Raw genomic sequence first — 23,332 nt, forward strand, 5'->3', positions numbered from 1 at the left:
CCGCGGGAGTCTCCGGGCGTCAGCCCTTCACCGCTCCGCTCATGATGCCCGCGATGAGCTGGCGTCCGGCGAGGAGGAACAGCACCAGCAGCGGGATCACCGAGAGCACGGCGCCGGCCAGCACGATCGAGTAGTCGACGTAGTAGCCCGACTGCAGCTGCGCGAGCGCCGTCTGCAGGGTCGGATTCGTGGGGCTGAGGACGATCAGCGGCCAGAGGAAGTCGGTCCACGCCATCATGAACGTGAAGAGCCCGAGGATCGCCATCGCCGGTCGTGCCGCCGGGACGGCGACGGTGAGGAACGTCCGGAACTGGTTCGCTCCGTCCACGCGCGCCGCCTCGATCAGCTCGTCCGGGATCACGTCGACCAGGTACTGCCGCATGAAGAACACGCCGAACGCGGTGACCAGCGTCGGCACGATCACGGCGCCGAGCGAGCCCGTCCAGCCAAGCTGCCGCATCAGGATGAACAGCGGGATGATGCCCAGCTGCGTCGGGATCGCCATGGTCGCGACGACTCCGATCATCAGGCCGTCGCGCCCGCGGAACCGCAGCTTCGCGAAGGCGTAGCCGGCGAGCGTCGAGAACGACACGACCGAGAGCGTGATGATCCCCGAGACGATGATGCTGTTCAGCAGAGCCGTCCAGAACGGGATCGCCGTCAGCACCTGCGAGGCGTTGGCGAGGAAGTTGCCGCCCGGGACGAGCGGCAGGGTCTCGCTGCGGGTCGCGTTCGAGCCGCTCGCCACGACGAACGACCACCACAGCGGGTAGGTCGAGCCGAGGATGAAGGCGCTCAGCAGCCCGTAGGTGAGGAAGCCGGGCCGGTCGACGCGGCCGGCGCGGGAGGCGCGGACGCGGCGCACCGGGAAGGCGGCGGAGGTGGCGGGGGCGGTCATCGCTCGCTCTCGTTCTGGCCGAGGCCGGTGGTGGTCAGCAGGGGGTCCGCGGCGGCGATCTCGTCGGCGGTCGCGGGGCGGGCGGAGCGGCGCTTCGAGCGCTGCGAGATCCGGTTCTCGACGGAGGCGATCCGCCGCGAGATCGCGAAGTTCAGCAGGCCGATCAGCACGATCAGGAGGAACAGCAGCCACGCGATCGCGGCCGCCTCGCCGAAGTTCTGGCGGAAGAACGCCATCTCCCAGAGGTAGAGGACGGTGGTCTGGAACTGCCGGTCCGACCCGCCGATGCCGCCCGCGTTCGACACGTCGAACAGGCGCGGCTCGGCGAAGATCTGCAGGCCGCCGATGGTGGCGGTGATGATCACGAAGATCAGGGTCGGCCGGATGCTGGGGATCGTGATCGAGCGGAAGCGGCGGAACGCGTTCGCCCCGTCGATCGCGGCCGACTCGTGCAGCTCGCGCGGCACGGCCTGCATGGCGGCGAGGAGGATGAGGGCGTTGTAGCCGGTCCAGCGCCAGTTGACCATCGTCGCGATCGCGACGTGGCTGGCGAGGCGGTCGTTCGTCCACTCGATCGGGCTGATGCCCACCAGGCCGATCAGATTGTTGATCAGGCCCTCCTGGTCGCTGAAGACGCTCGCGAAGATCAGCGCGACCGCGACCGGCGAGACGATGTACGGCAGCAGGACGCTCATCCGCCAGAAGGTGCTGGCCCGCAGCGCCTGGTCGAGGGCGGCCGCGAGCAGCAGCGCGACGGCGAGCTGCGGGATCGTGGAGAGCAGGAAGATGCTCAGCGTGTTGACGATCGAGTTCCAGAAGAAGCGGTCGCCGAGCACGGCCGCGAAGTTCGCGAACCCGACGAAGTCGCCCTGGCCCTGCAGCAGCTGCCAGTCGTAGAGCGACACGACGAGCGTGTAGACCAGCGGGAACGCGCCGGTGAGCGCGAAGAGCAGGAAGAACGGCGAGATGTAGAGGTAGGGAGAGGCCTTCACGTCGAAGCGGCTCGCGCGCTGGCGGAAGGTCAGCGGGAGTCGGGGCGCCGGGCGCCGCTTCCCCGCGGGGGGCGTCGCCGTGGTCGGCGGGGTGAGTGTGCTCGTCATGGCGCTCTCTTCGAGGTCGAGTCGGAGTCGGAGGGGATGGGGCGGGGCCGGAGTCTCTCGTGCGGCGGGGCCGGCCGGGAGGAGTCACGGGCGGCGGGGCCGGAGAGGCCTCGGGCCGGCGGGCGGCAGCGTTTCTCCCGTGCGGCGAGGCGGCCCGAGATGCGGGCGGCCCGGCCGCACGGGGACCGGGAGGTCCGGTGGCGGCCGGACCTCCCGGATCGGGTGGGCGTCGTCCCGGAGGCGTCAGCCCCCGGGCGTCGGCCCGACCGGATCAGTCGACGAGCTCACCGAGGAGCTGGAGCGCCTCGTTCCAGCCCTCCTTGCCGTCGATCTCGCCGCGGTCGACCTTCTGCAGGACCGGTCCGAAGACGTTCTCCTGGATCAGCGAGTCGTCCGGGCCCTTGTACTGGGCGACGACGCCCTCGGCGCGCTGCGCGAGGATCGCGCCGGTCGGGGAGTCGTTCATGCCGGGGTCGGGAGCGGCCGCCGAGGCGAGCTCCTTCTGCGCGTCGAGGGTGCTCGGGAACGGTCCGGCCGCCTCGAACGCCTTCAGCTGCTGCTCCGGCTCGCTGAGCCACGACGCCAGCGCGGCGGCCTCAGCGGGGTGCTTCGACTGGGTCGGGACCGAGAGGAACGAGCCGCCCCAGTTGGCGGGGCCGCCGGGGAAGACGTCGGCGAAGTCCCAGCCGGTGGCCTCGGCGTTCCCGCCGCCGGCCTCGACGTTGCTCTTCAGCGTGCCGAACATCCAGCCCGGGCAGACGAAGGTGGCGAAGGTCTGGTCGGTGAACGACTTGCCCTTGTTCCAGTCCCACGCCTTCTGCGCGGCCGAGAGTCCGGAGGCGGTGGCGTCGGTCAGCTGGCCCCAGCGCTCCTCGAGCTCCGGGTTGCCCTCGACGTTCAGCTCGCCGTCGGAGGTGTAGTACCCCTCGGGCAGCTGGTTGACCATGGCGTTCCAGACGAATCCGGAGTGGTCGAACCACGCCTTGCCGGTCGCGTCGTGGTACTTCTGGCCGGCGGCGAAGTAGTCGTCCCAGGTCGCGTCCGGCCCGCCGAGCATCTCGGCGACGGCGGCGCGGTCGGTGGGCATGCCCGCTGCCTCGAAGGCAGCGGTGTTGTAGCAGAGGCCCTCGGGTCCGATGTCGGTGCCGTAGCCGATGACGCGCCCCTCGGGGTCGGTCGCCTGCTCGTACTTCCAATCGACCCAGTCGGCCTTGCGGTCCTCGATGCCGTGGTCGCGCAGGTCGACGAACTGGTCCGAGACCTCCATGACGGAGCCGAGCCAGCCCTCCTCGATGGCGACGACGTCGGCGAGTCCGGAGCCGGCGGCGAGCTTGGTGAACGCGTCGGTCCGCGCGTTGCCGCCGGTGTCGATGTTGTTCGGGACGATGGTGATCCCCGGGTTGGCGTCCTCGTACTCGCCGTAGAGCTCGTCGAAGCCCATGGCGTTGAACGTGGTGACGGTCAGCTCGATCTCGCCGCCCTCGGAGGCGTCGGATCCCGACGAGCATCCGGTGACGATCAGGGCGAGGGCCGAGGCGCCGGCGATCGCCGCGGCGATCCTGGTGCGTCGTGAATAGGGCACGGTCACTCCTTCGTGATGGTGGTGGGGCACCCCCGCGAGCGCTCTCACGCGTGCTGTTCCGCGTAAGTGAGAGCGCTCTCACGAGGTGTGCGGCGAGCTTACGCACGCCCCCGCGGAGAGGTCAAGCGTTTTCGAGAGAGCGCTCTCATTGAATTGATGGTCCGCGCCCAGCCGCGCACCTCCCCGCCGCCCTCGCCCCCACGAGAACGCAGAAGTCGCGGTACTCGAACGCGAGTACCGCGACTTCCGAGGACTCACCGCCCCCTGCCGATCGAGCAGCGGCTACTCGACCAGCAGGGACGCCCTCAGCCCACCAGCACCGCGAAGCCCTGCGCGGGCAGCTGCACGGAGACGGCTCCGGACGGCGACGTCTCGCTCACGAGCGCGCCGTCCTGCGAGTAGACGCGCAGGGTGCCGGAGCCGCCCGAGACGCCGATCGCCGTGGTGCGCACTCCGTCGGTGGAGTTGCGGATCAGCTCGGTGCGGCCGCCCTCTCCTCCGACCACGAGGCGCGTCACCAGCGGGCGCACCAGCAGCGCATCGAGGCGCGTCTGCCCGCTCAGCGGGCGGACCTCGACGCTCGACGAGCCGGCCGGCACGGTGCGGCGGAGCTTCTCCGGGAGCAGCGCGCCCGACGCCTCCGTGACCCCCTGCGACCCGACGGTCGAGCGGAGCAGGTCGAGCGGCCGCTTCCCCGACGTCCAGACGCTCAGGGGCGTGCGCTCCGTGCCGCGCTGCGGCTGGTCGATGACGGCCTCCACCACGCGGTCCTGCGTGGACGGGCCGATCGGGATCGAGATCGCGCGGCGCGGGTCGGTCAGCGAGAGGTACGAGCCGCTCCAGCCGGCTTCCCCGGTCCAGGACGACTCGGGCGTGACGACGGTGCCGCCGCGCGCGCTCTCCGCCTCGACCAGCGTCAGCCCGTCGCGCGAGCGCTCGGAGGCGACGGAGCGGGCACGGTCGGCGACGTCCGGGTGCGCGTCGAGCGCCAGCATCGCCAGCAGGCCGTGGATGGTGCTCTCGGCGCCGCTGTTGCGGTTGACGGACCCGTCGGCCTGGACGCCGTCGAAGACGACTCCGGTGGCCGGGTCGTAGACCGGGCCGAGGCTGCGGTTCAGGCCGAAGAACCAGGCGCCCTGCACGGCCGCGAGGTCGGTGAAGGCGCTGGAGCCGGTGGCGTCGGCCAGGGCGAGCGAGTTCTGCAGGCGGGAGTCGGCTCCGTAGGCGATCTGCACGCGGTCGGTCGGAGTGGGGTTCCAGCCGTTGTCGGGGCCGCCGGCGGTGAGCAGCTCCGGAGCGAAGCGGGCGCCGTCGACGATCGCGGGCTCGAGGAGGGAGGAGTCATCGAGCGCCGCGGACGACGCGGCCAGGCCGCCGGCCATCTGCGACGACCAGGAGTGCCAGAGCGTGCGCGACTTCGTCCACGGCAGGATCGCGCCGTACGGCCAGGCGGTGGTGTCCGCCTCCGTCGTCGTGGTGCGGGCGTAGGCGGCGACGCCCTCGGCGAGCTGGGCCGTGCTCGTGCGCACCGCGGAGTCGTCGGGGGCGGCCTCGAGGTAGGCCGAGAGGCCGAGCAGCGCCTCCGAGGTGGCGTCCGCCCCGTCGACGATCAGCCAGGCCGGCACCTTCACGCCGTCGGCCTGCGCGTACTCGCCGTAGCGGGTGAGCACCTCGCGGTCGACCGCCGCGACGCCGAGGCGCAGCCGCTCCTGCAGGAAGGCGGCGAACTCCGGATCCGTGTCGCGGAACGCCGCGTAGCCCTCGCCGAGCGCCCAGAGCGTGCGGGCGAGCCAGTAGCTGTCCTCGGAGTCGCTCGGGTCCGGCAGCTCGACCGGCTCGGCGCTCGCGTTCAGCTCCCCGTCGGTCTGCATCCAGAGCACCACGTTCCCGGCGTCGTCGCCCTCGGTGGTCTGGAAGTAGGCGAGGGCGCGGAGCGTCTCGAAGGCCTTCTCGCGGCTCTCGGTCGACCCGGTCTGCTGCCAGTGGCGGAGGTAGACGACGGCGGCGCGCGAGATGTCGTCGGTGTTGAAAGCACCCTGCTCGTAGTCGCCGGTCGCCGGGTCGAGGCGGCCGCCGCCCACGCGCTCGAAGGTGCCGCCGTCGCGGGCGTCGGCGTAGGTCCACGGCATCACCAGGGTCGGCTCCTCGTCGAGCCGGTAGGTGGTGTGGCCGGGCTCGGGCACCGGAGTGGCGGTGTCGAGGAGGAAGTCGAGGTGCGCCGTGTTCGTCAGCGGCTCGGCCGCCTGCGCGGGGGTCGCGCCGAGGCCGAGGCCCCCGACGGTGAGGGCGGCGGCGGCCAGGACGGCCGCCGATCTGGTGAGCGTGTTCGTCATCGAACTCTCCTTGGGTGGGGGATGTGGGGGGCGGATCTCGATGCGCCGGCGGGGCGGGCTCCTCGATCAGCGGGAGGTGCCGGCGGACCCGATCAGCGGCGTCAGCCGTCCGTGCGGACGAGGCGGGCCGCGCCGATCTTCGAGTCGGCCATGCCGTAGAAGACGTAGTGCTGCCCGTCGATCTCCTCGATCGCCGTCGGGAAGACGACGTTCGGGACGATCCCGCTGCGCTCCTCCTCCGTCTCGGCCTCGAGCAGCGGCTCGGCGGTGCGCGCGATCACCCGCGACGGGTCGTCGCCGTCGAGGAGGATCGCTCCGGCCGAGTAGTTCACGTGCTGCTGCTGCGCGAAGGCGCTGTCGATCACTCCGGTGACCCCGTGGTGGATGAGCAGCCACCCCTCGGGCACGCGCAGCGGCGCGGGTCCGCCGCCGACCTTCAGCTCCTCGAACGGGAACTCCGGGCCGGCGAGGAACCGGTGCCGGGTCCAGCGCGTGAGGCTCGCCAGGTCGCGGTCGACCTCGTCCACCGGCACGTAGCTGATCCAGATGCTCTGCCGCGGGTCCTCGATCCCGGCCGGGAGGCGCACGCCCTCGCCCGGCCGCGTCTCGCCGAGGTCCCACATCGGCCGGTGCAGCACCGCGAACGAGCGGGTGCCGTCCGGGGCGGCGACGATCTCGGGGAAGAACACGCAGTCCTTGTTGTGGAACAGGCCCAGGTCGATGTCGAGAGCGTCGTCGTAGGCGAAGGTCACCGGGCCCAGGCGCCGCCAGTCGCGGAGGTCCTCCGACACGGCGAGCGCCGTCCGGGGCCCGAGCGGCCCGTAGGCGACGTAGGTCATCACGTGCAGGCCGAGCGCCTCGATGAAGGTGATCCGCGGATCCTCCACGCCGGCGTTGTGCGCGCCGCGCTCGAAGCCGCGGTCGGGCGCGAGCACGACGCCTTCGCGCTCGACGCCGACGGGCACGCCGCCCTCGACGACCACGCGGGCGAGACCCACGCGGGAGACGTTGCCGGCGGCGACCATCCGGGGCAGGAGGTACAGCTCGCCGTCGGGTCCGCGGCCGCTGCCGGGGTTGAGCACCCCTTCGGCTTCGAGGGCGTCGCCCGGGGCGGGCTCCATCACGACGCCGACGCGCTCGAGACGGTAGGGGACAGTGGTGAGGGTGGGAGACATGGTCAGCCTTTCACTCCGGATCCGAGATCGGTCGAGACGAAGTAGCGCTGGAACACGATGAACAGCACCACGACGGGCGCGGCGAGCACGACGGCTCCCGCGAGGATCGCCCCGAACGGGTTGTCGGTCGACGACGCCACGTTCGAGATGTAGTTGGCCAGGGACACGGCGAGCGGCTGCAGCGACGCGTCCTTGGTGATGAGGAACGGCCAGAGGAACTCGTTCCAGGGGCCGATGAAGGTCAGCAGCACGGCGGTCACCAGCGCGGGCCGCACCAGCGGGAGCGCGATGGTCCACAGCAGCTTCAGCTCGCCGGCGCCGTCGATCCGGGCAGCCTCGAACAGCTCCTTGGGGAGCTGCAGGAAGTACTGCCGGAAGATGATCACCGCCGTCGAGTTGATGGCGAACGGCAGGATCATCCCGAGGTGGCTGTCCGCGAGGCCGTAGTCGCGCGCGATCAGCACGTAGAGCGGGATCTGCAGCAGCTGGAACGGGATGACCTGCACCAGCAGGGCGAGCGCGAACACCGCGTTGCGCCCCCGCCACTGCAGCATCGCGAGCGCGTATCCGGCGAGGACGCCGAAGAACACGGTGCACAGCAGCACGCCGCCGGTGAAGATCCCGGAGTTGACCAGTCCGGTGAGCAGGCTGATCCGCTCGTTCACGTTGACGTAGTTGTCGAGCGTGAGGTTGCCCGGCTCCGGGATCGCTCCCGCCAGCGTCGGGTCCGGATCCGTCTGCAGGGAGCCGACGATCATGTAGTAGAAGGGGAAGAGGAAGACGATCGCGCCGATCGCGAGCACGACTCCGCGCAGGATCACGGCTCCGCGGCTGGAGCCCATGGGGCGCCTCCGCGGCGACTTCTCGGGGGCGACGGCGGCGGGCACGGCCGAGGCGGCGCCTCCGGCACTGGACAGGGTGCTCATGAGTTCCTCTCCCCCGCGAAGCGGTTCTGCAGATAGGCGATGACCAGTACCAGCAGCACCAGGACCACGCCGATGGCCGAGGCCACGTCGGGCTGCCCCTGCTGGATCCCGAGCTGGTACATCAGCAGCACGGGCGAGGCGGACGCGCCGTTGGGGCCGCCTCCGCCGGTGAGGAGGTAGGGCTCGGTGAAGAGGTTCGCTCCCGTGACGGTCGACACCAGCAGCACCAGGAGGGTCGCCGGCCGCACGCTCGGCACGGTCACCGACCAGAACTGGCGGATGCGTCCGGCGCCGTCGGTCGAGGCCGACTCGTAGAGCTCCTTCGGCACGTTCTGCAGCGCCGCCAGGTACAGCAGGATGTAGAACCCGAGCTGCTTCCAGGTGACGTAGAGCGCGATGATCGGCATCGCGAGCTGCTCGTTGATCAGCCACGACGGGTTCGGCGCGAGCGGCCCGAGGAGGCTGTTGACCAGCCCGTTCCCGTTGAAGAGGAACAGCCACACGCCGACGACCGCGACGCTCGCCGTGACGTAGGGCACGTAGAAGCTGACGCGGAGGAACGTCCGCAGGTGCACGACCTTGTCGAGCGCCGCGGCGAGAAGCAGCGAGAGCACCACCGTCAGCGGCACGTTGATCACCAGGAAGATCCCGATGTTGCCGAAGGAGCGGATGACCTGCGGGCTCGAGAACGCCGTGACGAAGTTGTCGAGGCCGACGAACGGCCGCTCCACCTGCACGCCCGGAGCTGCGAAGAAGAAGTCGTGGAACGCGATCCAGACCGAGTAGACGACCGGGAACGCGAAGACCGCGAGCACGAAGAGGAGGTACGGGCTGCCGAACAGCAGTCCGAGGGGCTGGGGCCCGAGGACGCGGTGCAGGAGGCTCCGCTTCCCCGGCGCCCCGGCCGGCGCGGGCCGGCGGGTGAGGGTGGTCACGGCCGGGTCACTGCTGGCCGGCGAGCCCGGTGACGGTCTCGGCCGCTCCGTCGAGCGCCGTCTTCACGTCGCCCTCGCCGAAGATGACCGTCTTGCCCCACGCGTCGCGGATCGCCTGCAGCATCTGCACCGTGTTGGGGCCCGACGGCACCTCGATGGTGCGGCTCGCCTGGTCGCCGAAGCGCTGGTAGGCGGGGTTCGCCTCGAAGTAGTCGGCGTAGGTGGTCTGCAGGTCGGTGCGCAGCGGCATCTGGCCGGTGGTCTCGAGCAGCGAGCGGTCCTGCTCCTCGCTGGTCGCGAACTTCAGCACCTCCCAGGCGGTGCCCTTGTTGGCGCAGGCGGAGTAGAGGCCGACGTTCTTCGCGTCGCTGAAGGTCCAGGTGTCCTCGGCGGGCGTGCCGTCGGGGGTGGGCACCGAGACGGAGCCCCAGTTCAGGTCGTCGTAGACCGAGACCGCCCAGGGGCCGACGATCGACATCGCGGCCTGGCCGTCGGCGAAGGCGTCGCCCTGGTACTGCTCGCGGCCGGCGAGGCCCTGGTCGTAGAGGCTCTTCCAGAAGTCGGCGACCTCGTAGCCCTCGTCGTCGGCGAAGGTGGCCTTGCCGTCCTCGACGAGGCTCGTCCCTCCGGTGGCCGCGGCGTAGAGCGGCATGAAGTCGAACTGGGTCTGGAAGAACTCGCTGGTGGGCGCGGGCTGGATCGCGGCGGGCGCGGCTCCCGACTCGACCAGCGTCTTCGACGTCGCGAGGAAGTCGTCGTAGGTCGACAGCGACGGGTTCTCGGGGTCGAGTCCCGCCTTCGCGAAGAGGTCCTTGTTGTAGAAGATGACGACCGGGTTGCTCTTCCACGGCATCTGGAAGTACTCGCCGTCGGCGTTCTGGTACTGCTCGGCGAGGTCGCCGCTGCGGGTCTCGATGTAGTCCGCGCCGCCGTCGAAGCTCGAGAGGTCGACGAGTCCGCCCTGGCGCTCGAACTGGCCGACCGCGCTGGGGGCCGTGTTGAAGACGAGGCACGGCGCGTTGCCGGCGGTGATCGCGGCTCCGATGACCTCCTCGCTGCTCTTGCCCGCGGGGATCTCCTGCCCGGTGATCTCCTCGTCCGGGTGGTCCGCGTTCCAGGCGTCGACCATCGCCTTGCCCCACTGCACCTCCTGCTCGTTGTTCGAGTACCAGATGGTGATCGGTCCGGTGGCGGTGAGGTCGGTCGACGCTCCACCGCCGCCGCTGCAGGCGGTGAGGGCGAGGGTCGCGAGGGAGGCGGTGGCGATCCCGGTCAGCCAGCGTCTCGTCGTCGAGGGGGCCATGGTGTTCTCCTTGTCCGGCGTGCGCGACGGTGCGCACGCGTCTTCAGTGGGTCGACGGCCGCGGAGGAGCGGTCGAGTGGCGCACCACGAGCCCGGCGGGCTCGAGGTCGACGTCGGGGGCGCTGCCGGACTCGATGAGGTCGAGCAGCGTGCGGGCGGCCTCCTCGCCCCAGCGCGCGGGGCGCGTGCGGGCCGAGGTCAGCGACGGGTAGACGTGGGCGGCGATCTCGGAGTCGTCGAAGCCCGTGATCGAGAGGTCGTCGGGGAGCCGGAGCCCGCGGGCGTGCGCGACACCGAGGCCGGCGATGGCCATCGGGTCGTTGCCGAAGACGATCGCGGTGGGCGGGGCCGGGCTGTCGAGGAGGTGCTCCGTGGCCTCGGCGCCCTGCTGCGGGCTGAAGTCGGTAGCGATGGGGGTGGTGGGTTCGAGTCCCACCACTGTGCAGGCTTCTGTGAAGGCCTCGCGGCGGCGGGAGGAGTGGAGCAGGTGGTCCGGCCCCGCGACGTGGGCGATGCGGCGGTGGCCGAGCTCCGCCAGGTGCCGGACGGCGTCGGCGATGCCCGCGGAGTCGTCCATCACGACGGCGGGTGAGGAGGAGCCCTCCAGCCGCCCGAGCGTGACGGCCGGGATCTGCAGCTCGGCGAGCAGCGCCGGCCGGGAGTCGTCCTGCCGGAGGTCGGTGAGGAACACGCCGTCGACGCGGCGGTCGGCCGCGAGCGTGCGGTAGACGGCCTCCTCGGAGGCGCCGGGGTCGACCACGCTGAGCACCAGCACGCGGCCGCGCTCGGCGAGCACCCGCTCGACCCCCGAGATGAAGGAGGGGAAGAACGGGTCGGCCGCGATGACCGCCGGGTCGCGCGCCACGACGAGTCCCACCGCGAACGAGACGCTGGTGGAGAGGGAGCGGGCGGTGAGGCTGGGCCGGTACCCGAGCTCGGCGGCCACGCGGACGATCCGCTCGCGGGAGTCGGGCGAGACGCCCGGCCGGTCATTGAGCGCGAACGAGACGAGCGCCTTGCTCACGCCGGCCTCACGCGCGACGTCGAGGATCGTCGGTCTGCCCGCCATGGGAGCTCCTTCGCTCGTCGCCGCGTCTGAACCGGTTTTGTAAACCGGTTCAGAGCACCGTAGCAGGGGGATGCGCGGAGGAGAAGAGGCAGGAGGGAGGGGAGGTGCGCGTGCCACCTGGAGCCTGTTTCCCGCCTGTCCCCGGTGCTGGGACGTGCACGCGTCGGCCGGTCGCTACGGTGACGGGCGCCTGTGCATGGGCGCCCGGGATGGCCGCCGAGCGAGTGGCTCCAGGCCGCTCACGGAACCGTCGAGCGACGGAATCTGAGAGCCCTCCGCGTCCCGGCTCCGGCCCGGCTGGCTGGTGCTGGAGTGTCCCGGTGCCCGGTGACCCCGCAGGCACTCCCCTGACCCGAGAGAGAGAGAACGATCATGGCCCGCCCCCACTCCGCCAGCCGCACCACGAGCGAGCAGCGCACCGAGCACGCCGAGCAGTACTCGGCCGGAGCGCGCTACGCGTCGGAGGCGTTCGGCACCTTCCTCCTGGTCGCCGGCGGCGTCGGCACCGCGGTCTTCGCCTCCGCCTTCCCCGACTCCGGCAACGCCCTCGGAGTCGGGTTCCTCGGCGTCGCGCTCGCCTTCGGCCTCACCGTGATGGCCGGCATCTACGCCGTAGGCCACATCTCCGGAGGCCACTTCAATCCCGCCGTCAGCATCGGCCTCGCCATCGCCGGCCGCACCGAGTGGAAGCACATCCCCGGCTACATCGTCAGCCAGATCCTCGGCGGTCTCATCGGAGCCGGAGTGGTCTTCCTCGTCGCCGCCGACGGCCCGGCCGGATACCTCGCGGCCGCCCGCGACTCCGGCTTCGCCTCCAACGGCTACGGCGCCGCCTCCCCCGGCGGCTTCGGCCTCGGCGCGGTCCTGCTGACCGAGATCGTCCTGACCGCCGTCTTCGTCGCCGTCATCCTCTCCGTCACCGCCAAGAGCGAGTACAAGGCCGTCGCGCCGCTCGCCATCGGCTTCACGCTGACGCTCGTGCACCTGATCAGCATCCCGGTGAGCAACACGTCGGTGAACCCGGCGCGATCGATCGCTGCCGCGGTGTTCGCGGGGCCGGATGCGCTGGGACAGGTGTGGATATTCATCGCGGCACCTATCGTCGGAGCGGCGATTGCCGGCATCGGGACGAAGGGGCTGAACCGCCGGAAGTAGGGGGCAGACGGGTCGCGCCGTGACGTGCGCCTCTTCTCGACCAAGAGCACACCGGCGCCTCCGACGCACCTCGAAGAAAAAATCGGGTGGAGCCGCCCCCTCACTAGGGGGCGTTGAGTAGGGCAGTCAAGATCCGGCCGGATCGGTAGACGCGCAAGATGGAGGCGGCGTCTCGCGCCTTGACTCACTCGAGTTGCATCTTCACCCCGGGGCGCTCGATCGCGATCGCGCTCCCTGGGTTTGCGACGCAAATATTTGCCGCTCTTACCCCGTCCAGTGCCGGGCGCATCGAGCTCCAGCCGAGCGCAATGCTTCGCCGGACGCGCGCCAGGGGCCACGCAGCTGTGGTGCCGCTCCGGCTCGGAAACCCCCTCGCGAACCCGCCATCGCCTCGGTCGTGCCCCTGGCGCTCGCCACGAAGGAACCGCGCCAACCGCCGACGAGCCCGTCGCGGCCCCTGAGGCCGACAATGGGGACTTGTGCGGGCCGACCTCTGAGACGGACCTCCCTGTCGGATGGGGACCAGAACGGCTGATCTATACCGACACCACCTTCCCCGGCTCGCTGACGTTCAACTCGACATACAAGAACGAGGACACCGGTGACGAGCGCATTACGGTCGGCATTAGATCGGTGAGCAGCACGGGACCGAACGTTCGGCATGACGAAATCGAGGTCGAGCAGGGCCAGGAGTATTTTGTACGTGCTGACGTTCACCTCGACGGGCCCGCCGACTGTGCCGCCACGACCGTCATTCTGCGATTCAACCTGCCGAACTGCTCAGCGCACCGCATCGGCACGTCGGCGACTCTGTCCTCCAACAACACGATCCCCTCGAAAGCCTGGGACGGTGCTGAATTCTCGTCAAACGACGACTTCAGCTTGACCGTGGTGCCTGACTCACCGGTACTCCAAAGCAACCGGCACCCCGGCGGTGAAGGTCTGTCCCTGTCGACAGATGACCTCATGTCCGCCACCGGCGGTCAACTCGCTTCCGACGAAGCCACCGGGGAGTTCCTCCCCGGCTACGCCGAGGCCGCCCATGTGGCGTTCCGAGTGATTGCGCGCCCCGCTTGAAGCACCCGCAGCTTTTTGAGGCTCTGCCACCGTTCGACGAGAGCAGTTGTAAGAAATGTACCTTCGACCACTCGTGACCAGGCGAAGGAGCCACCGGCATCGCAGCCCTTACTCCGCCCCGATTGCGGACCCCACGTCTGGGCTCTCCTCGCATACTTCGGTACCGGCCCCACAGGGCCTTTGCTCGCACCCGGCACCATCTGGTCGATCGGAGCCGTCATCGTCATCGCAGGCATGCCCGTCGTTGACCGTTGGCTCCTATGAGCCCTCAACTCAGCCGAGGATCAAATACGGCTGCCGCCGCCCGGAGGGCTCCTCGACGTCGGTCAAGTAGCGTCGACACGCGCCGAGCAGAGTCCCGGCGAGGCCGGCGCCGCTGCGGTCCGGTTGCACCTGCGCGGCGCAGACGACGAGGGCCGTCGCCTCGTCCTCCTCCTCGAGCACGCGGCGGAGAGAGTCGCCGTACCCAGCGCGCAGGCCCTTGCGGGTGCCGTCCCACCGGATCGGCACCGCCCAGCCCGCAGCGACCAGCCCGTCCTCCTCGAGGACCACGAGGTGGAACCGGGCGAACCGCTCGCGGACCTGCGGCAGGCGCCCCTCCACGAGGCGATCGGCGGGATGAACGCCGGCCACCTCAAACCGAAAAGCGCCTCCACCTGCCCGTCGTCCCACGGACGCACGATGAGTAGTTTTACCGACGTCATGGGCTCAGTCTGCGCGAGGACAGCCGCTCGAAGATCCCTCCCAATCCCCGCCGGGGTCAGACGGTGACCATTGCCACACTGCCCCAACAGACCCTCGTCACCGCTACGTTGCGTGGTCCGCGACGTGAGGCACGGCCTTGCCTTGATACAGCCTCACCCGCCCGGTCCCGCGGGTCGCTACAGTGAGCCGCATGGGCTGGGGAAGAAAATTTTTGAATTGGTTGACCGATGACGTCCCGTTGAGGACTCGTACGTACAAACTCCACGAAGTATTTACGCCAGGTCAACCCGCTAACAAGGGGTTTGTTAACCGCCCACAGCAGGAACGGGACTTTAGTAGCCTACTTGATGACCCGGGTACCCAGATTTTGGTGTGGGGAGAATCCGGCGCTGGCAAGAGCTCTCTTGTCTCTAACGTCCTCAAGAGCAAGAAACAAAGCTTCATCACCACGCGTTGCACCTCGACGACAACCTATGAAGATGTCCTCTCCTCAGCTTTCGAGAAAATTGGCGCAATGATTCGATCAAGTCAGAGTACGCAGGAGACGAGGTCAACTAATTCCGGCGTTGAAATTGGCGGTGGTCAGTCGCCTGTCACTATTCGCGGTGGCGCATCGTTTGAAGGAACACGCGGCGACGGGTATAGCCGAGTAGCTCCAGCTCAGCTGACTGCAGAAATGCTGGCACCTCGCCTCGGTGAGAAAAATCTTGTGTGGGTCATCGAAGACTTTCACAAGGTGTCTAACGATGAGCGCGCGAAGCTTGCCGACGCAATGAAGGTATTCAGCGACGAATCGGCTCAGTTCAGAAGACTGCGCATCATCGTGCTCGGCGTGGCAGAAACCGCTGGGGACATCTTGCAAACACCCTCGAATATGAGAGGGCGTCTGGCGGATGTGCGCATTCCGCCGTTGGGTGACGATGAGCTCGGGGCCCTGCTAGACAAGGCGAAGGCGCTGTTGAACGTCGATTTCTCGGCAGTTCGTCCGCGAGTGATCGCTCATTCGGTCGGTGTCGCCAGCATCACCCACGCACTCGCCCGGGAGTGTTGTATCGCAGTGAATGTCTTAGAGACGGCCAAAGCGCCCGTCGAGGTCACACATGAGGCGCTCGAGGAGTCGAAGAATGTCTACTCTCGCACCAGAAGCGGAAGCATGAAGGCCGCTTTCGACAAAGCATTAGAAGTGACGCAGATCCGAAAATTCAACAATTACGCGATTATTCTTCGGGCAGTTGCGTCCTTGCCCGAACGCGGGGCTACTCATGCGACGATATTCGCTCGAATTAAAGAAGTTCACCCAGAGTACCCCGCGGGCAATTTGACGCAATATCTTCGTAAACTTCAAGCGCCGGAGCGTAGCGGGCTCATCAGAAAGACTTCGGAGGGTTTGTTCCGGTACGACCAGCCGCTCCAGCACGCCTACGCAATCCTCCGCTTTGATCTTCCGCTGAACTCGGACTGGTCAACCGGACTCAGCGTCAGCGAGGAAGAGAAAGAAACGGCCGTGCGTCAAGCGACCGAAGAAAATTTGGAGGCTCCGGGAGGAGACGAGGAGAAATGAATTCGGGGGTATGTCGCGGTAGTGTCGGCACGCTTCGCGGCGCGAGGCACCGGAGGGGCGCACCGCTCTGACCGAAGCGCCGCCGGGTCGACACTCTGTGTCAGACGGTGCTGAGCGATCGAGCAGTGGGAACTTCGTTGACGCCGCGGGCGACAGACCGGCGGGGTCCGTCGCTGGCGCACTGCTCTCGGCCGTCGGGCAAGCGCGGTGGAAAGTATCGGCACCTGGCTCACCGGCCCCTTCACGGGGCGGTGCTGACGCCTGGCGCTCCTGCAACGAGGTTCGCGTTGCGCCGACTCACTTGATCCGGTAACTGGTCGATGGAGTGTCGGGTGGCGAGAACCTGCATAATCGGGCTGTGACTCTAGAGCAGAACGACGAGCAGACTCGGAAGGCGAGAGCGGCGGCTGAGCCGACACCCCGGTGGAGGCTCATTAGCTATGGGCGGCGTGTCGCGATCGGTGTCGCGGCTTACGTCGTCATGGGAGTCCCTCTCGTCCTCTACGCACCCGCTGCATTACTCAACAACTGGGTTCCGGGGTTGACCCCAGAGGACCAGGGAAAGCTGCTGGGGACTGCGGGCAACCTTGTTCTTCTATCGCTCGGTGGTGTCATTGCTGTTGTCACGGTTGGCCTCAGCCTCTCGCGACATCGTCAAGAACTTGACGCGGCCGAACGCGATCGCCAACGCCTTTCGGACGACCAGAATCGCGAGCGAGCGCGACTCACAGAGGTCGACGATCAGCGTCACATCGAGACCGAGAGATTATTGCGGCAAAGATTCATCACAACTGCGCAACTTCTTAGCGAAACCGCCCCGGTGAATCGGCAGGCGGCGCTGTACGCGCTCGGTTCACTAGCTGACGACTGGAACGCGATCGGCAAACCTGATGAGGTACAAGTGTGCATCGAGCTTCTCACGGGATACCTGCGCGCTCCCCGCTCCAGCGACATGCTTCTGGCACTCGACCCGGAGGAGGCGCACTACCTGGACCCGGAAGACTACTACGACGCCCAGCGAACAACTCCACAGGAAGTCTCCGTCAAACAAGCCGGCTATACGGTCATCCGCAACCACTTACAGCCGGGAGCGACGAACAGCTGGCACGACCGTCAGCTCGACCTGACTCGCGCGCATATCGACTTCTCTGTCGAACTCTTGCGGATGAAAGTGAGCAGAGGTGGAGCTCTTGATCTACGCGGCGCGAAGATCGGCCGCGGAGGAATGATCGACCTTGGGGCCGCGCAAATCCGCAATGGCGGAAGTGTGTACCTCACCGATGCGGTGATCACCGGGGACGGATGCGTAGACCTTCTGGCTGCGCAGATTACCAATCATGGCAAAGTGGACTTCAGGAAAGCGAATATCAGCAGAGGACACGTGAACCTTACCCATGCCAAGATCGCCAAATTCGGAACCGTAATTTTTTCGAATTCGGTAATTCGGCGCCGCGGAAGCGTGAATCTTCGAGGCGCGGCGATCGGTAACGGGGGAACCGTAGATCTCACTGGCGCGTCGATCAGTGAACAGGCGAAAGTGATATTGAAAAAGGTAACTATCAGCGACGGCGGAAACGTTGAGCTCGCTGATAGTGCGATCAGCGACGGGGGGAAAATAGACCTTGCAGGCGCATCGGTAGCCGACGGTGGGCGTGTAGACTTTGCGGGTGCGGCAATCGGCACAAGAGGGCATGTTGACCTCACTGACGTTGCAATCAGCGACGGCGCAACCGTCAATCTCGATGCTATAAAAATCGTTCGCGGCGGAAGTTTAGTGCAACCGGAAAAAGCTACGGCGACGTCAGAACTGTCATGAATGAACTGGTGAAGCCACGGCACGCGACGCCGGTGGGACCTGGCGGCCCGGGCAAGCGAGCACATTGATGTTTGGTGGCGACGCCGTGTTGCCCCGGTTTCTCGAGGAAGGGCGTGGTGCTCCTCGCGTGACAGCGCTGACGCGCGAGTAGGCACCACGCCGGCCGGCGAACGTGCGGCTAACACCGGCAAGCTTCCCACCCGTTTGACTCGGACGCACCACAGGGATCGCGGCTTTCACGACTCGACGGGCCGTCACCTGTAGGTTTAGCGAGCAACGTAGCTTCGTGCCCGCTGATGTGGTGCGACAGGTCTGAGGAGGATGTGTGCCAGTCCGAACACTCGGTGTGATATCACTAACCAAGTACTGCAGGTTCGTTGACATCCTCGAGCACCTAGCCATGCTCACCCCGGGGGCGAGTACCGCTGCCGACGTCCACTCGGACCCTGTCCTCGAGCCGTTGTGGGATGACATCGTTCAGTACGCTCCCCGCCCGGTAAATTCGCGTGCCGCTAGCGCCACCGCCGCTGCGATCGTTCAAGATGATGAGCTGCTCTCGGCCGCTCGAAATAGACTCCCGGAAGCCCCGCTACTCCTGTGGTGTGCTCTTGTGTTTGCCGACCACCGGATTGATGCGGCCATCAGCGAGATTATGACCGACGCCGATGGGCGGTATATCGAGCAAATCCTTAATAAAGATGCGCTCACAAGCGCGTTGAGTGAAAGGCCCGAGTTCGACGAAAGCAAAGCGAAATCTAATATCCTTCGAAACATGGATCAAGCCGGTATATTCATACCTTCGCGCTCCGGCTCAACCATTATTGGAGTAGAGCGTTTTCTTCCGACCGCGTTTGCGGTGCCCTCAGTTATTCGCCTCATTCAAGAACGAGCTGAATACTGGGCAGGTGATTTTTGGATTTCGCCCGCATCGCCAGATAACGCTCTTGACTTCTCCTTAGCCCTCGGGGTGAATAAGTGGGTCGGTCTCACGCGGGAAGAGTTCATTCGAGCCTCTCGCGGTGCGGGTGCTCCAGTCCCCATCGGGCATCGTCGGCCCGTACCGTCGGAGATTGCTGAGCTCGCTGAGCGGCTTCAGACGAAGCGTCAAGTAGTGTTGCAAGGTCCGCCCGGAACCGGCAAAACACATCTGGCTACAGCTTACATCGACTGGGCCACCGTCGGACGACGCTCGGATAGCCGGCTTCAAACCATTCTCGACGCGCTGCCGTCGCGTGAGCGTACTCCGTTAAGAATCGCTGACGAAGTGGAGCGTCGGGGTTTGAGCGCCCTGTGGGACATCGTGCAATTTCACCCCTCGTACGAGTACAACGATTTCGTGCGCACCCTTGCTGCACAGCCCGTGCCCGGCGGAGTGACGTTCGTTCCTCAGCATCGGATTCTAAGCCTCATTGCAGCTGTGGGCGTCGAGCTGTCCACTCGCGGATCAACCTGTGAACTAGTCCTGGTCCTCGACGAGGTAAACCGCGGGAACATCCCGAGCATCTTCGGAGAACTCCTCTACGCCCTGGAATACCGCGGCCATCCCGTCGCTACGGCGTACGCCGTGGACGGCGATGCTTCGATCACTCTCCCGGAGAGCCTGAGCATCATCGGCACCATGAACACTGCCGACCGCTCGATCGCCGTTATCGACTACGCGCTCCGCCGCCGCTTCGTCTTCATCACCGTACCCGCTACCGACCGACCTATCGTGAGCCACACTGGCTACTTCGATGAGCGTCATCGCGCTGCGGCCAGGATGCTTTTCGGGCTGGTTCATGATGCGCTCGGCGGATCGCTCGCCGGCATCCAGGTCGGCCCGAGCTACTACCTCCCGTCGCGCCACGCCGCCAATTTGGAAGAGGGTCTTCGCGAGCTTGCCTCACGATTTGTCTATGAGGTTCTTCCGCTTCTGGGTGAGTACGTATTAGAAGGAGAGGTGGACGACGCTCACCTCGCAAGCTTGACCACGGCGCTCGGACTCCGCCGCGACACCTCCGCACGAAACCAGGTTGGTGATCTGCAATTGGCCCTGCTGGCTCAGACAGCACCGGTGCCCCTCCTCGCATCAGATGCCGACGTGGACGCCGAAACGCCCACGGAGGGCACCGACCCACAGTGAGTATTCGCGTCGAGGTACTCAAGCTCAGCGAGTACGGCGAGAGCGTGATCGACGACGACCTCGCGCAGCTGGTCGAGGAGAAGTTCTGGACGGCGCTGGGTATCACGCTCAGTAAGCACCCCAGAGACGCCGGTTGGAGGGTGAAAGCTGACGCCCTATCGGGAATCGCGCGAGCTAAGACGCGGAATCTGGACCTGACCGTGCGCATCGAGCCGAAGCTCGCCGACGCGGACCTCGTCTTCCTCGCCGACTATGCGTACGGTCAGCGCGGGAACCCACTGCGACGGCCGGATGCCGCGCGTGTAGGTGTCGACAGCCAGCACAACGACCCCATCGCGACCCTCCTCATCTGGTACGTGAACTCCGTCAGTGATTTCGCGACACGGTGGCTTCGTAGGTCGTACCGCAGCCGTCGGGTCACCCTGGACAGTAGAGTCCGTGGCCGGGTCCTCATCGGGCCGTTCTTGACACGAAGCCTCACCTCTGGCCGCGCGAACGAAATTCCGTGTGTGGTCACCGAGCGGACGATCGACACCGCCAACAATCAGGTACTCAAGGCTGGCCTTCGTCGCGTTGCGAAGCTCGCCATGACACTGCCGGTGCCTGCAGCCCGCCGTGCCGTCAGACGCGCCGTCTCGGGGGCCCTCCCCCGCTTCGCAGAAGTCAGTGATGTGGAGATCGGCCCCGGCCAGATACGTGCCACAACAGCCAAGGGGCCGGAGCGGCATTACGAGAGCATCCTGGCCACCACCCTCGATCTCCTCGAAGGACGGTTCCTCGGGCAGACTCTCGGCCAGGCGCAAGTGGAGTCGTTCCTGTGGAGCATGCCGCATCTGTTTCAGGAGGCTGTTCGAGGAATCCTTGAGCTGAGCGAGAGCTTCACGATGGACGGTTCGCGCCGACCATCCGCGAGGTACTTGGACTCCGCGGGCCTCCCACTTACGGCGTCACGAATCGACCCCGACTTCGTACTCACGGACGGAGCCGGCGTGACCGTGCTGGACGCCAAGTACAAGAACGCTCTCGGCCTCGGCGGCCCTGACACCGATCTGGTTGAAAGCGTGACAGGACCCCGGCTGCGTGTCTCCCGCAGCGACCTCTACCAGCTGGCCGCCTACCGTCAGCACAGCGGCTGGAATGGCGCCCCCGTCGCGCTGATCTACCCCGTGACGGTGAAACCGGGCGCGAAGCTCCCCGCTCCGTACGTCGTGCGAGGTCTAGGTGAGCCCATCTGGTTGACCTTCATCGACATCGGACCCCGCGCCCGGGAGCACATCGAGACCTTTTTGAGGAACATCACCGCCCTGCGACCCCCGGCTGAACCGGAAGCATCGGACGCGCCGGTACCCTGATTGCGGCAGCACATCTCAAGATCTAATCTGTAGGGACCAAGATCTAATGGAGAACCTGTGACACTGACCGCATCCGAGCGCACCCGCATGCGAGCGGAGCCACTTCGTGACGAAGCTGAAGCTCCCCCCCTGCCGACCATCGACGGCGGCTTCAAGACCGTGCTGGCGGACCCTCCGTGGCGTTTCGCGAACCGCACGGGCAAGGTGGCACCGGAACACCGCCGACTCGACCGTTACAGCACGATGGACCTCGACGCGATCAAAGCGCTTCCCGTCAACGAGGTCGTCGCGAAAGACGCTCACCTGTACCTCTGGGTACCCAACGCGCTGCTGCCCGAAGGTATTGCGGTCATGGAAGCGTGGGGGTTCCGCTACGTCTCCAACGTGATCTGGGCGAAGCGCCGCAAGGACGGCGGCCCCGACGGCCGCGGGGTTGGCTTTTACTTCCGCAACGTAACCGAAATCCTGCTCTTCGGCGTCCGAGGAAGCATGCGCACCCTCGCGCCCGCTCGCTCGCAGGTCAACATGATTGAAACCCGCAAACGTGAACACAGCCGCAAGCCTGATGAGCAGTACCCGTTCATCGAAGCCTGCTCTCCCGGCCCGTTCCTTGAAATGTTCTCGCGGCACGCGCGCGATGGGTGGACCCTATGGGGCGACGAGGCGGACGAAGACCTCGAGCCGCGCGGGAAGACGCATCGCGGGTACGGAGGCGGCGATATTGAAGCACCAACCGTCGCCCGCTACGAGCGTCTAGACGGCGAGGTCGCGGAGGCGCTCGGTACTCAGCTGAGGACGTTCTACGAAAGCGGTCTCAGCATTCGAGACCTGCAAAAGACCACTGGCTACTCGATTCAGCGCGTTCGTGGACTCCTCGAGCGGGCCGGAGCGGATCTGCGCCCCCGCGGCGGAGCTCACTAGCCGTAGTGATCGAGAGAGTTGCCGTCTCGCGCGGTCGCCGGCGAACCGGCAACCCGTGGCAGCCGACAGGACGGTGCTGTGATGCGGGTTCTTCATTACACGACCTACCCGGTTGTGCACACGCTTGTCCGGGTAGACGAGATAGGCCGGGTGATGACCGTTGCGCACACTGAGGCGAAAGCGGAGCCCGTCGCGACGCCGGGCGATTTCCTCCTCGGTTTCTCCGACGACTTGCTGGACCCCATCCGGGTGTCGGTGGCTGACTTCCTGGGCGGCGCGGTCGTGGCTGGCTTGTGCGTGCACCTCGAATTGAAGAATCGTCGCGGGTGTCGCCTTCGGCAGGCGTGAAGCGCTCTGATCCGCTACGGTTCGCCTCGTATACCGCGGTGACCTGGCCCTCCGCCGAGCGGTGCGAGGAGTACGCGAAGCGGCAACCGGACTGGGATTGCGCGTTTTGCGGTCACGCGATGCCGCCGATTCTGCTTAACTGCGCCGACTGCGGGTATCGACGTCCTGATGTATGAGCAGCGCGATCGGCGCCGTACCAGTCCGTGAACACGTCTAGCCTGCGATGGGACGGTGGGCGCGTGTCGAAGCCTCGGACCAAGCTCACGCGCGCTGCGCTGATCAGCAACGGCATGGTCTGGTTCGGGCTCTCGTTCATGCTCGTCTCGATCGCCGGCGAGCAGACCTACGCGGCGTTCACCGGTGAGTGGTCCAACGTGCTCCGGTGGGTGCCGATCGTCACCGTAGCCGCCGGCCTGGCGGTGGTCGGGGTGATTGAGAACCGGAACATCCGGGCGGGGAAGAAGTACACGCCGCGTCCTCGCCGCTGACTACCGCTCGAGCGCGCGTGGCCGTTCCACGTGACCGGGGGGGCCGAGGGGGCTCTCCCCCTCGTGCGGGCTGGCCCGTTTCGGGTCGGCCCGCGCACGCACTCAGAGCGCGAGCGTGTGGAGGATCAGGGTGGTGGAGCCGATGGGCTTTCCGAAGTCGGTGTAGTCGAGGGTCGCGCGGCGGTTGCTGATGAGGTCGAGGGCGATCAGTTCCTCCTCGGACTCGTCGGTCATGTCGCCGGGCTCTTCGTCCCATTCGCGGAGGACCTGCCGGTCGGCGTCGAGGACTTTCCACAGTCCCCAGACGTGGGCGATGAGGCCGGTCGTCTCGTATTTGAAGACGAGGGCGGTCGCTGTGGCCCAGCCCTAGGCGGCCGCGGCGACGATGAGACCTCGGCTGCTCGCAGCGTCGGGTCGTCCTGGTACGGGTCGAATCGGTGGGCGGGGCGGGGTGCGGTGGTCGTGG

20 protein-coding genes are annotated in these 23,332 nt (G+C 67.1%); 9 read left to right on the forward strand and 11 right to left on the reverse strand.

Translation table 11 applies throughout. The annotated features are described in order from the left end of the window. Window positions 1–19: 19 nt before the first annotated feature. The 9 genes from C5D66_RS15810 to C5D66_RS15850 form a co-directional block, all read right to left on the reverse strand. Entirely contained in the window at window positions 20–898 is an 879-nt protein-coding gene (locus C5D66_RS15810; RefSeq protein ID WP_104274034.1) for a carbohydrate ABC transporter permease, read from the reverse strand. Further along, a complete protein-coding gene (locus tag C5D66_RS15815) occupies window positions 895–1,998 on the reverse strand; it encodes a carbohydrate ABC transporter permease (RefSeq protein WP_104274033.1) in 1,104 nt (367 codons plus the stop codon). The genes C5D66_RS15810 and C5D66_RS15815 overlap by 4 nt, the downstream gene beginning before the upstream one ends. A 271-nt stretch (window positions 1,999–2,269) precedes the next feature. Beyond that, complete coding sequence (locus C5D66_RS15820) at window positions 2,270–3,580, reverse strand: ABC transporter substrate-binding protein (RefSeq protein WP_104224001.1); 1,311 nt, start codon at window positions 3,578–3,580, stop codon at window positions 2,270–2,272. 305 nt (window positions 3,581–3,885) lie between these two features. After that, on the reverse strand, window positions 3,886–5,913 hold the full coding sequence (locus tag C5D66_RS15825; RefSeq protein ID WP_104326997.1) for a hypothetical protein: 2,028 nt from the start codon (window positions 5,911–5,913) through the stop codon (window positions 3,886–3,888). 101 nt (window positions 5,914–6,014) lie between these two features. Then, window positions 6,015–7,088 (reverse strand): glycosidase, encoded by a 1,074-nt coding sequence (locus C5D66_RS15830; RefSeq protein ID WP_104247217.1) that lies wholly within the window; start codon window positions 7,086–7,088, stop codon window positions 6,015–6,017. Between the two features lie 2 nt (window positions 7,089–7,090). Beyond that, a complete protein-coding gene (locus tag C5D66_RS15835) occupies window positions 7,091–7,930 on the reverse strand; it encodes a carbohydrate ABC transporter permease (protein WP_104233022.1) in 840 nt (279 codons plus the stop codon). Window positions 7,931–8,010: 80 nt separating this feature from the next. Beyond that, on the reverse strand, window positions 8,011–8,949 hold the full coding sequence (locus C5D66_RS15840; RefSeq protein ID WP_104223956.1) for a carbohydrate ABC transporter permease: 939 nt from the start codon (window positions 8,947–8,949) through the stop codon (window positions 8,011–8,013). A 7-nt stretch (window positions 8,950–8,956) separates the two neighbouring features. Beyond that, the gene (locus tag C5D66_RS15845) at window positions 8,957–10,252 is read right to left on the reverse strand and encodes an extracellular solute-binding protein (protein ID WP_104223955.1); all 1,296 of its coding nucleotides are present in this window, start codon (window positions 10,250–10,252) and stop codon (window positions 8,957–8,959) included. A gap of 43 nt (window positions 10,253–10,295) precedes the next feature. Then, window positions 10,296–11,321 carry a LacI family DNA-binding transcriptional regulator gene (locus C5D66_RS15850; RefSeq protein ID WP_104326998.1) on the reverse strand — a complete coding sequence of 342 codons (1,026 nt, stop codon included), beginning with the start codon at window positions 11,319–11,321 and terminating at the stop codon, window positions 10,296–10,298. A gap of 372 nt (window positions 11,322–11,693) precedes the next feature. Between C5D66_RS15850 and aqpZ the strand changes: the two genes are divergently transcribed. Continuing rightward, the gene (gene aqpZ, locus C5D66_RS15855; protein ID WP_104326999.1) at window positions 11,694–12,476 is read left to right on the forward strand and encodes an aquaporin Z; all 783 of its coding nucleotides are present in this window, start codon (window positions 11,694–11,696) and stop codon (window positions 12,474–12,476) included. Between the two features lie 477 nt (window positions 12,477–12,953). Next, the gene (locus tag C5D66_RS15860) at window positions 12,954–13,553 is read left to right on the forward strand and encodes a hypothetical protein (RefSeq protein WP_104327000.1); all 600 of its coding nucleotides are present in this window, start codon (window positions 12,954–12,956) and stop codon (window positions 13,551–13,553) included. 273 nt (window positions 13,554–13,826) lie between these two features. Here the strand turns inward: C5D66_RS15860 and C5D66_RS15865 are convergent, their stop codons facing one another. Beyond that, window positions 13,827–14,156 carry a hypothetical protein gene (locus tag C5D66_RS15865; protein ID WP_146084805.1) on the reverse strand — a complete coding sequence of 110 codons (330 nt, stop codon included), beginning with the start codon at window positions 14,154–14,156 and terminating at the stop codon, window positions 13,827–13,829. 292 nt (window positions 14,157–14,448) lie between these two features. On the opposite strand from C5D66_RS15865, the gene C5D66_RS16935 reads away from it, so the two are divergent. The 7 genes from C5D66_RS16935 to C5D66_RS15890 all read left to right on the forward strand — a co-directional run bounded on the left by C5D66_RS16935 (window position 14,449) and on the right by C5D66_RS15890 (window position 22,866). Continuing rightward, on the forward strand, window positions 14,449–15,819 hold the full coding sequence (locus tag C5D66_RS16935) for an AAA family ATPase (RefSeq protein ID WP_146084804.1): 1,371 nt from the start codon (window positions 14,449–14,451) through the stop codon (window positions 15,817–15,819). A gap of 358 nt (window positions 15,820–16,177) precedes the next feature. Then, window positions 16,178–17,635, forward strand: a complete 1,458-nt coding sequence (locus C5D66_RS16940) for a hypothetical protein (RefSeq protein WP_146084803.1) — start codon at window positions 16,178–16,180, stop codon at window positions 17,633–17,635. A gap of 610 nt (window positions 17,636–18,245) precedes the next feature. Next, the gene (locus C5D66_RS15870) at window positions 18,246–19,757 is read left to right on the forward strand and encodes an McrB family protein (protein WP_181067953.1); all 1,512 of its coding nucleotides are present in this window, start codon (window positions 18,246–18,248) and stop codon (window positions 19,755–19,757) included. Then, the gene (locus C5D66_RS15875) at window positions 19,754–21,109 is read left to right on the forward strand and encodes a hypothetical protein (RefSeq protein ID WP_181067952.1); all 1,356 of its coding nucleotides are present in this window, start codon (window positions 19,754–19,756) and stop codon (window positions 21,107–21,109) included. The genes C5D66_RS15870 and C5D66_RS15875 overlap by 4 nt, the downstream gene beginning before the upstream one ends. Window positions 21,110–21,166: 57 nt before the next feature. Further along, the gene (locus C5D66_RS15880; protein WP_258063962.1) at window positions 21,167–22,030 is read left to right on the forward strand and encodes an MT-A70 family methyltransferase; all 864 of its coding nucleotides are present in this window, start codon (window positions 21,167–21,169) and stop codon (window positions 22,028–22,030) included. A gap of 153 nt (window positions 22,031–22,183) precedes the next feature. After that, entirely contained in the window at window positions 22,184–22,378 is a 195-nt protein-coding gene (locus C5D66_RS15885; RefSeq protein ID WP_146084801.1) for a hypothetical protein, read from the forward strand. Window positions 22,379–22,617: 239 nt separating this feature from the next. Then, window positions 22,618–22,866 carry a hypothetical protein gene (locus C5D66_RS15890; protein ID WP_104327005.1) on the forward strand — a complete coding sequence of 83 codons (249 nt, stop codon included), beginning with the start codon at window positions 22,618–22,620 and terminating at the stop codon, window positions 22,864–22,866. A gap of 102 nt (window positions 22,867–22,968) precedes the next feature. Here C5D66_RS15890 and C5D66_RS17565 read toward each other — a convergent pair whose 3' ends face one another. Further along, a complete protein-coding gene (locus C5D66_RS17565) occupies window positions 22,969–23,100 on the reverse strand; it encodes a hypothetical protein (RefSeq protein ID WP_258063961.1) in 132 nt (43 codons plus the stop codon). Between the last annotated feature and the right edge of the window lie 232 nt (window positions 23,101–23,332).

This window comes from Rathayibacter sp. AY1B4, assembly GCF_002932815.1.
Taxonomy (GTDB): domain Bacteria; phylum Actinomycetota; class Actinomycetes; order Actinomycetales; family Microbacteriaceae; genus Rathayibacter.

Excerpts from the sequence above, each read along its gene's own strand:
- C5D66_RS15830 (WP_104247217.1), bottom strand. The coding sequence starts at position 7,088 with ATGTCTCCCACCCTCACCACTGTCCCCTACCGTCTCGAGCGCGTCGGC.
- C5D66_RS17565 (WP_258063961.1), bottom strand. The coding sequence starts at position 23,100 with ATGACCGACGAGTCCGAGGAGGAACTGATCGCCCTCGACCTCATCAGC.
- C5D66_RS15835 (WP_104233022.1), bottom strand. The coding sequence starts at position 7,930 with ATGGGCTCCAGCCGCGGAGCCGTGATCCTGCGCGGAGTCGTGCTCGCG.
- C5D66_RS15845 (WP_104223955.1), bottom strand. The coding sequence starts at position 10,252 with ATGGCCCCCTCGACGACGAGACGCTGGCTGACCGGGATCGCCACCGCC.
- C5D66_RS15850 (WP_104326998.1), bottom strand. The coding sequence starts at position 11,321 with ATGGCGGGCAGACCGACGATCCTCGACGTCGCGCGTGAGGCCGGCGTG.
- aqpZ (WP_104326999.1), top strand. The coding sequence starts at position 11,694 with ATGGCCCGCCCCCACTCCGCCAGCCGCACCACGAGCGAGCAGCGCACC.
- C5D66_RS15825 (WP_104326997.1), bottom strand. The coding sequence starts at position 5,913 with ATGACGAACACGCTCACCAGATCGGCGGCCGTCCTGGCCGCCGCCGCC.
- C5D66_RS15815 (WP_104274033.1), bottom strand. The coding sequence starts at position 1,998 with ATGACGAGCACACTCACCCCGCCGACCACGGCGACGCCCCCCGCGGGG.
- C5D66_RS16935 (WP_146084804.1), top strand. The coding sequence starts at position 14,449 with ATGGGCTGGGGAAGAAAATTTTTGAATTGGTTGACCGATGACGTCCCG.
- C5D66_RS15810 (WP_104274034.1), bottom strand. The coding sequence starts at position 898 with ATGACCGCCCCCGCCACCTCCGCCGCCTTCCCGGTGCGCCGCGTCCGC.
- C5D66_RS15885 (WP_146084801.1), top strand. The coding sequence starts at position 22,184 with ATGACCGTTGCGCACACTGAGGCGAAAGCGGAGCCCGTCGCGACGCCG.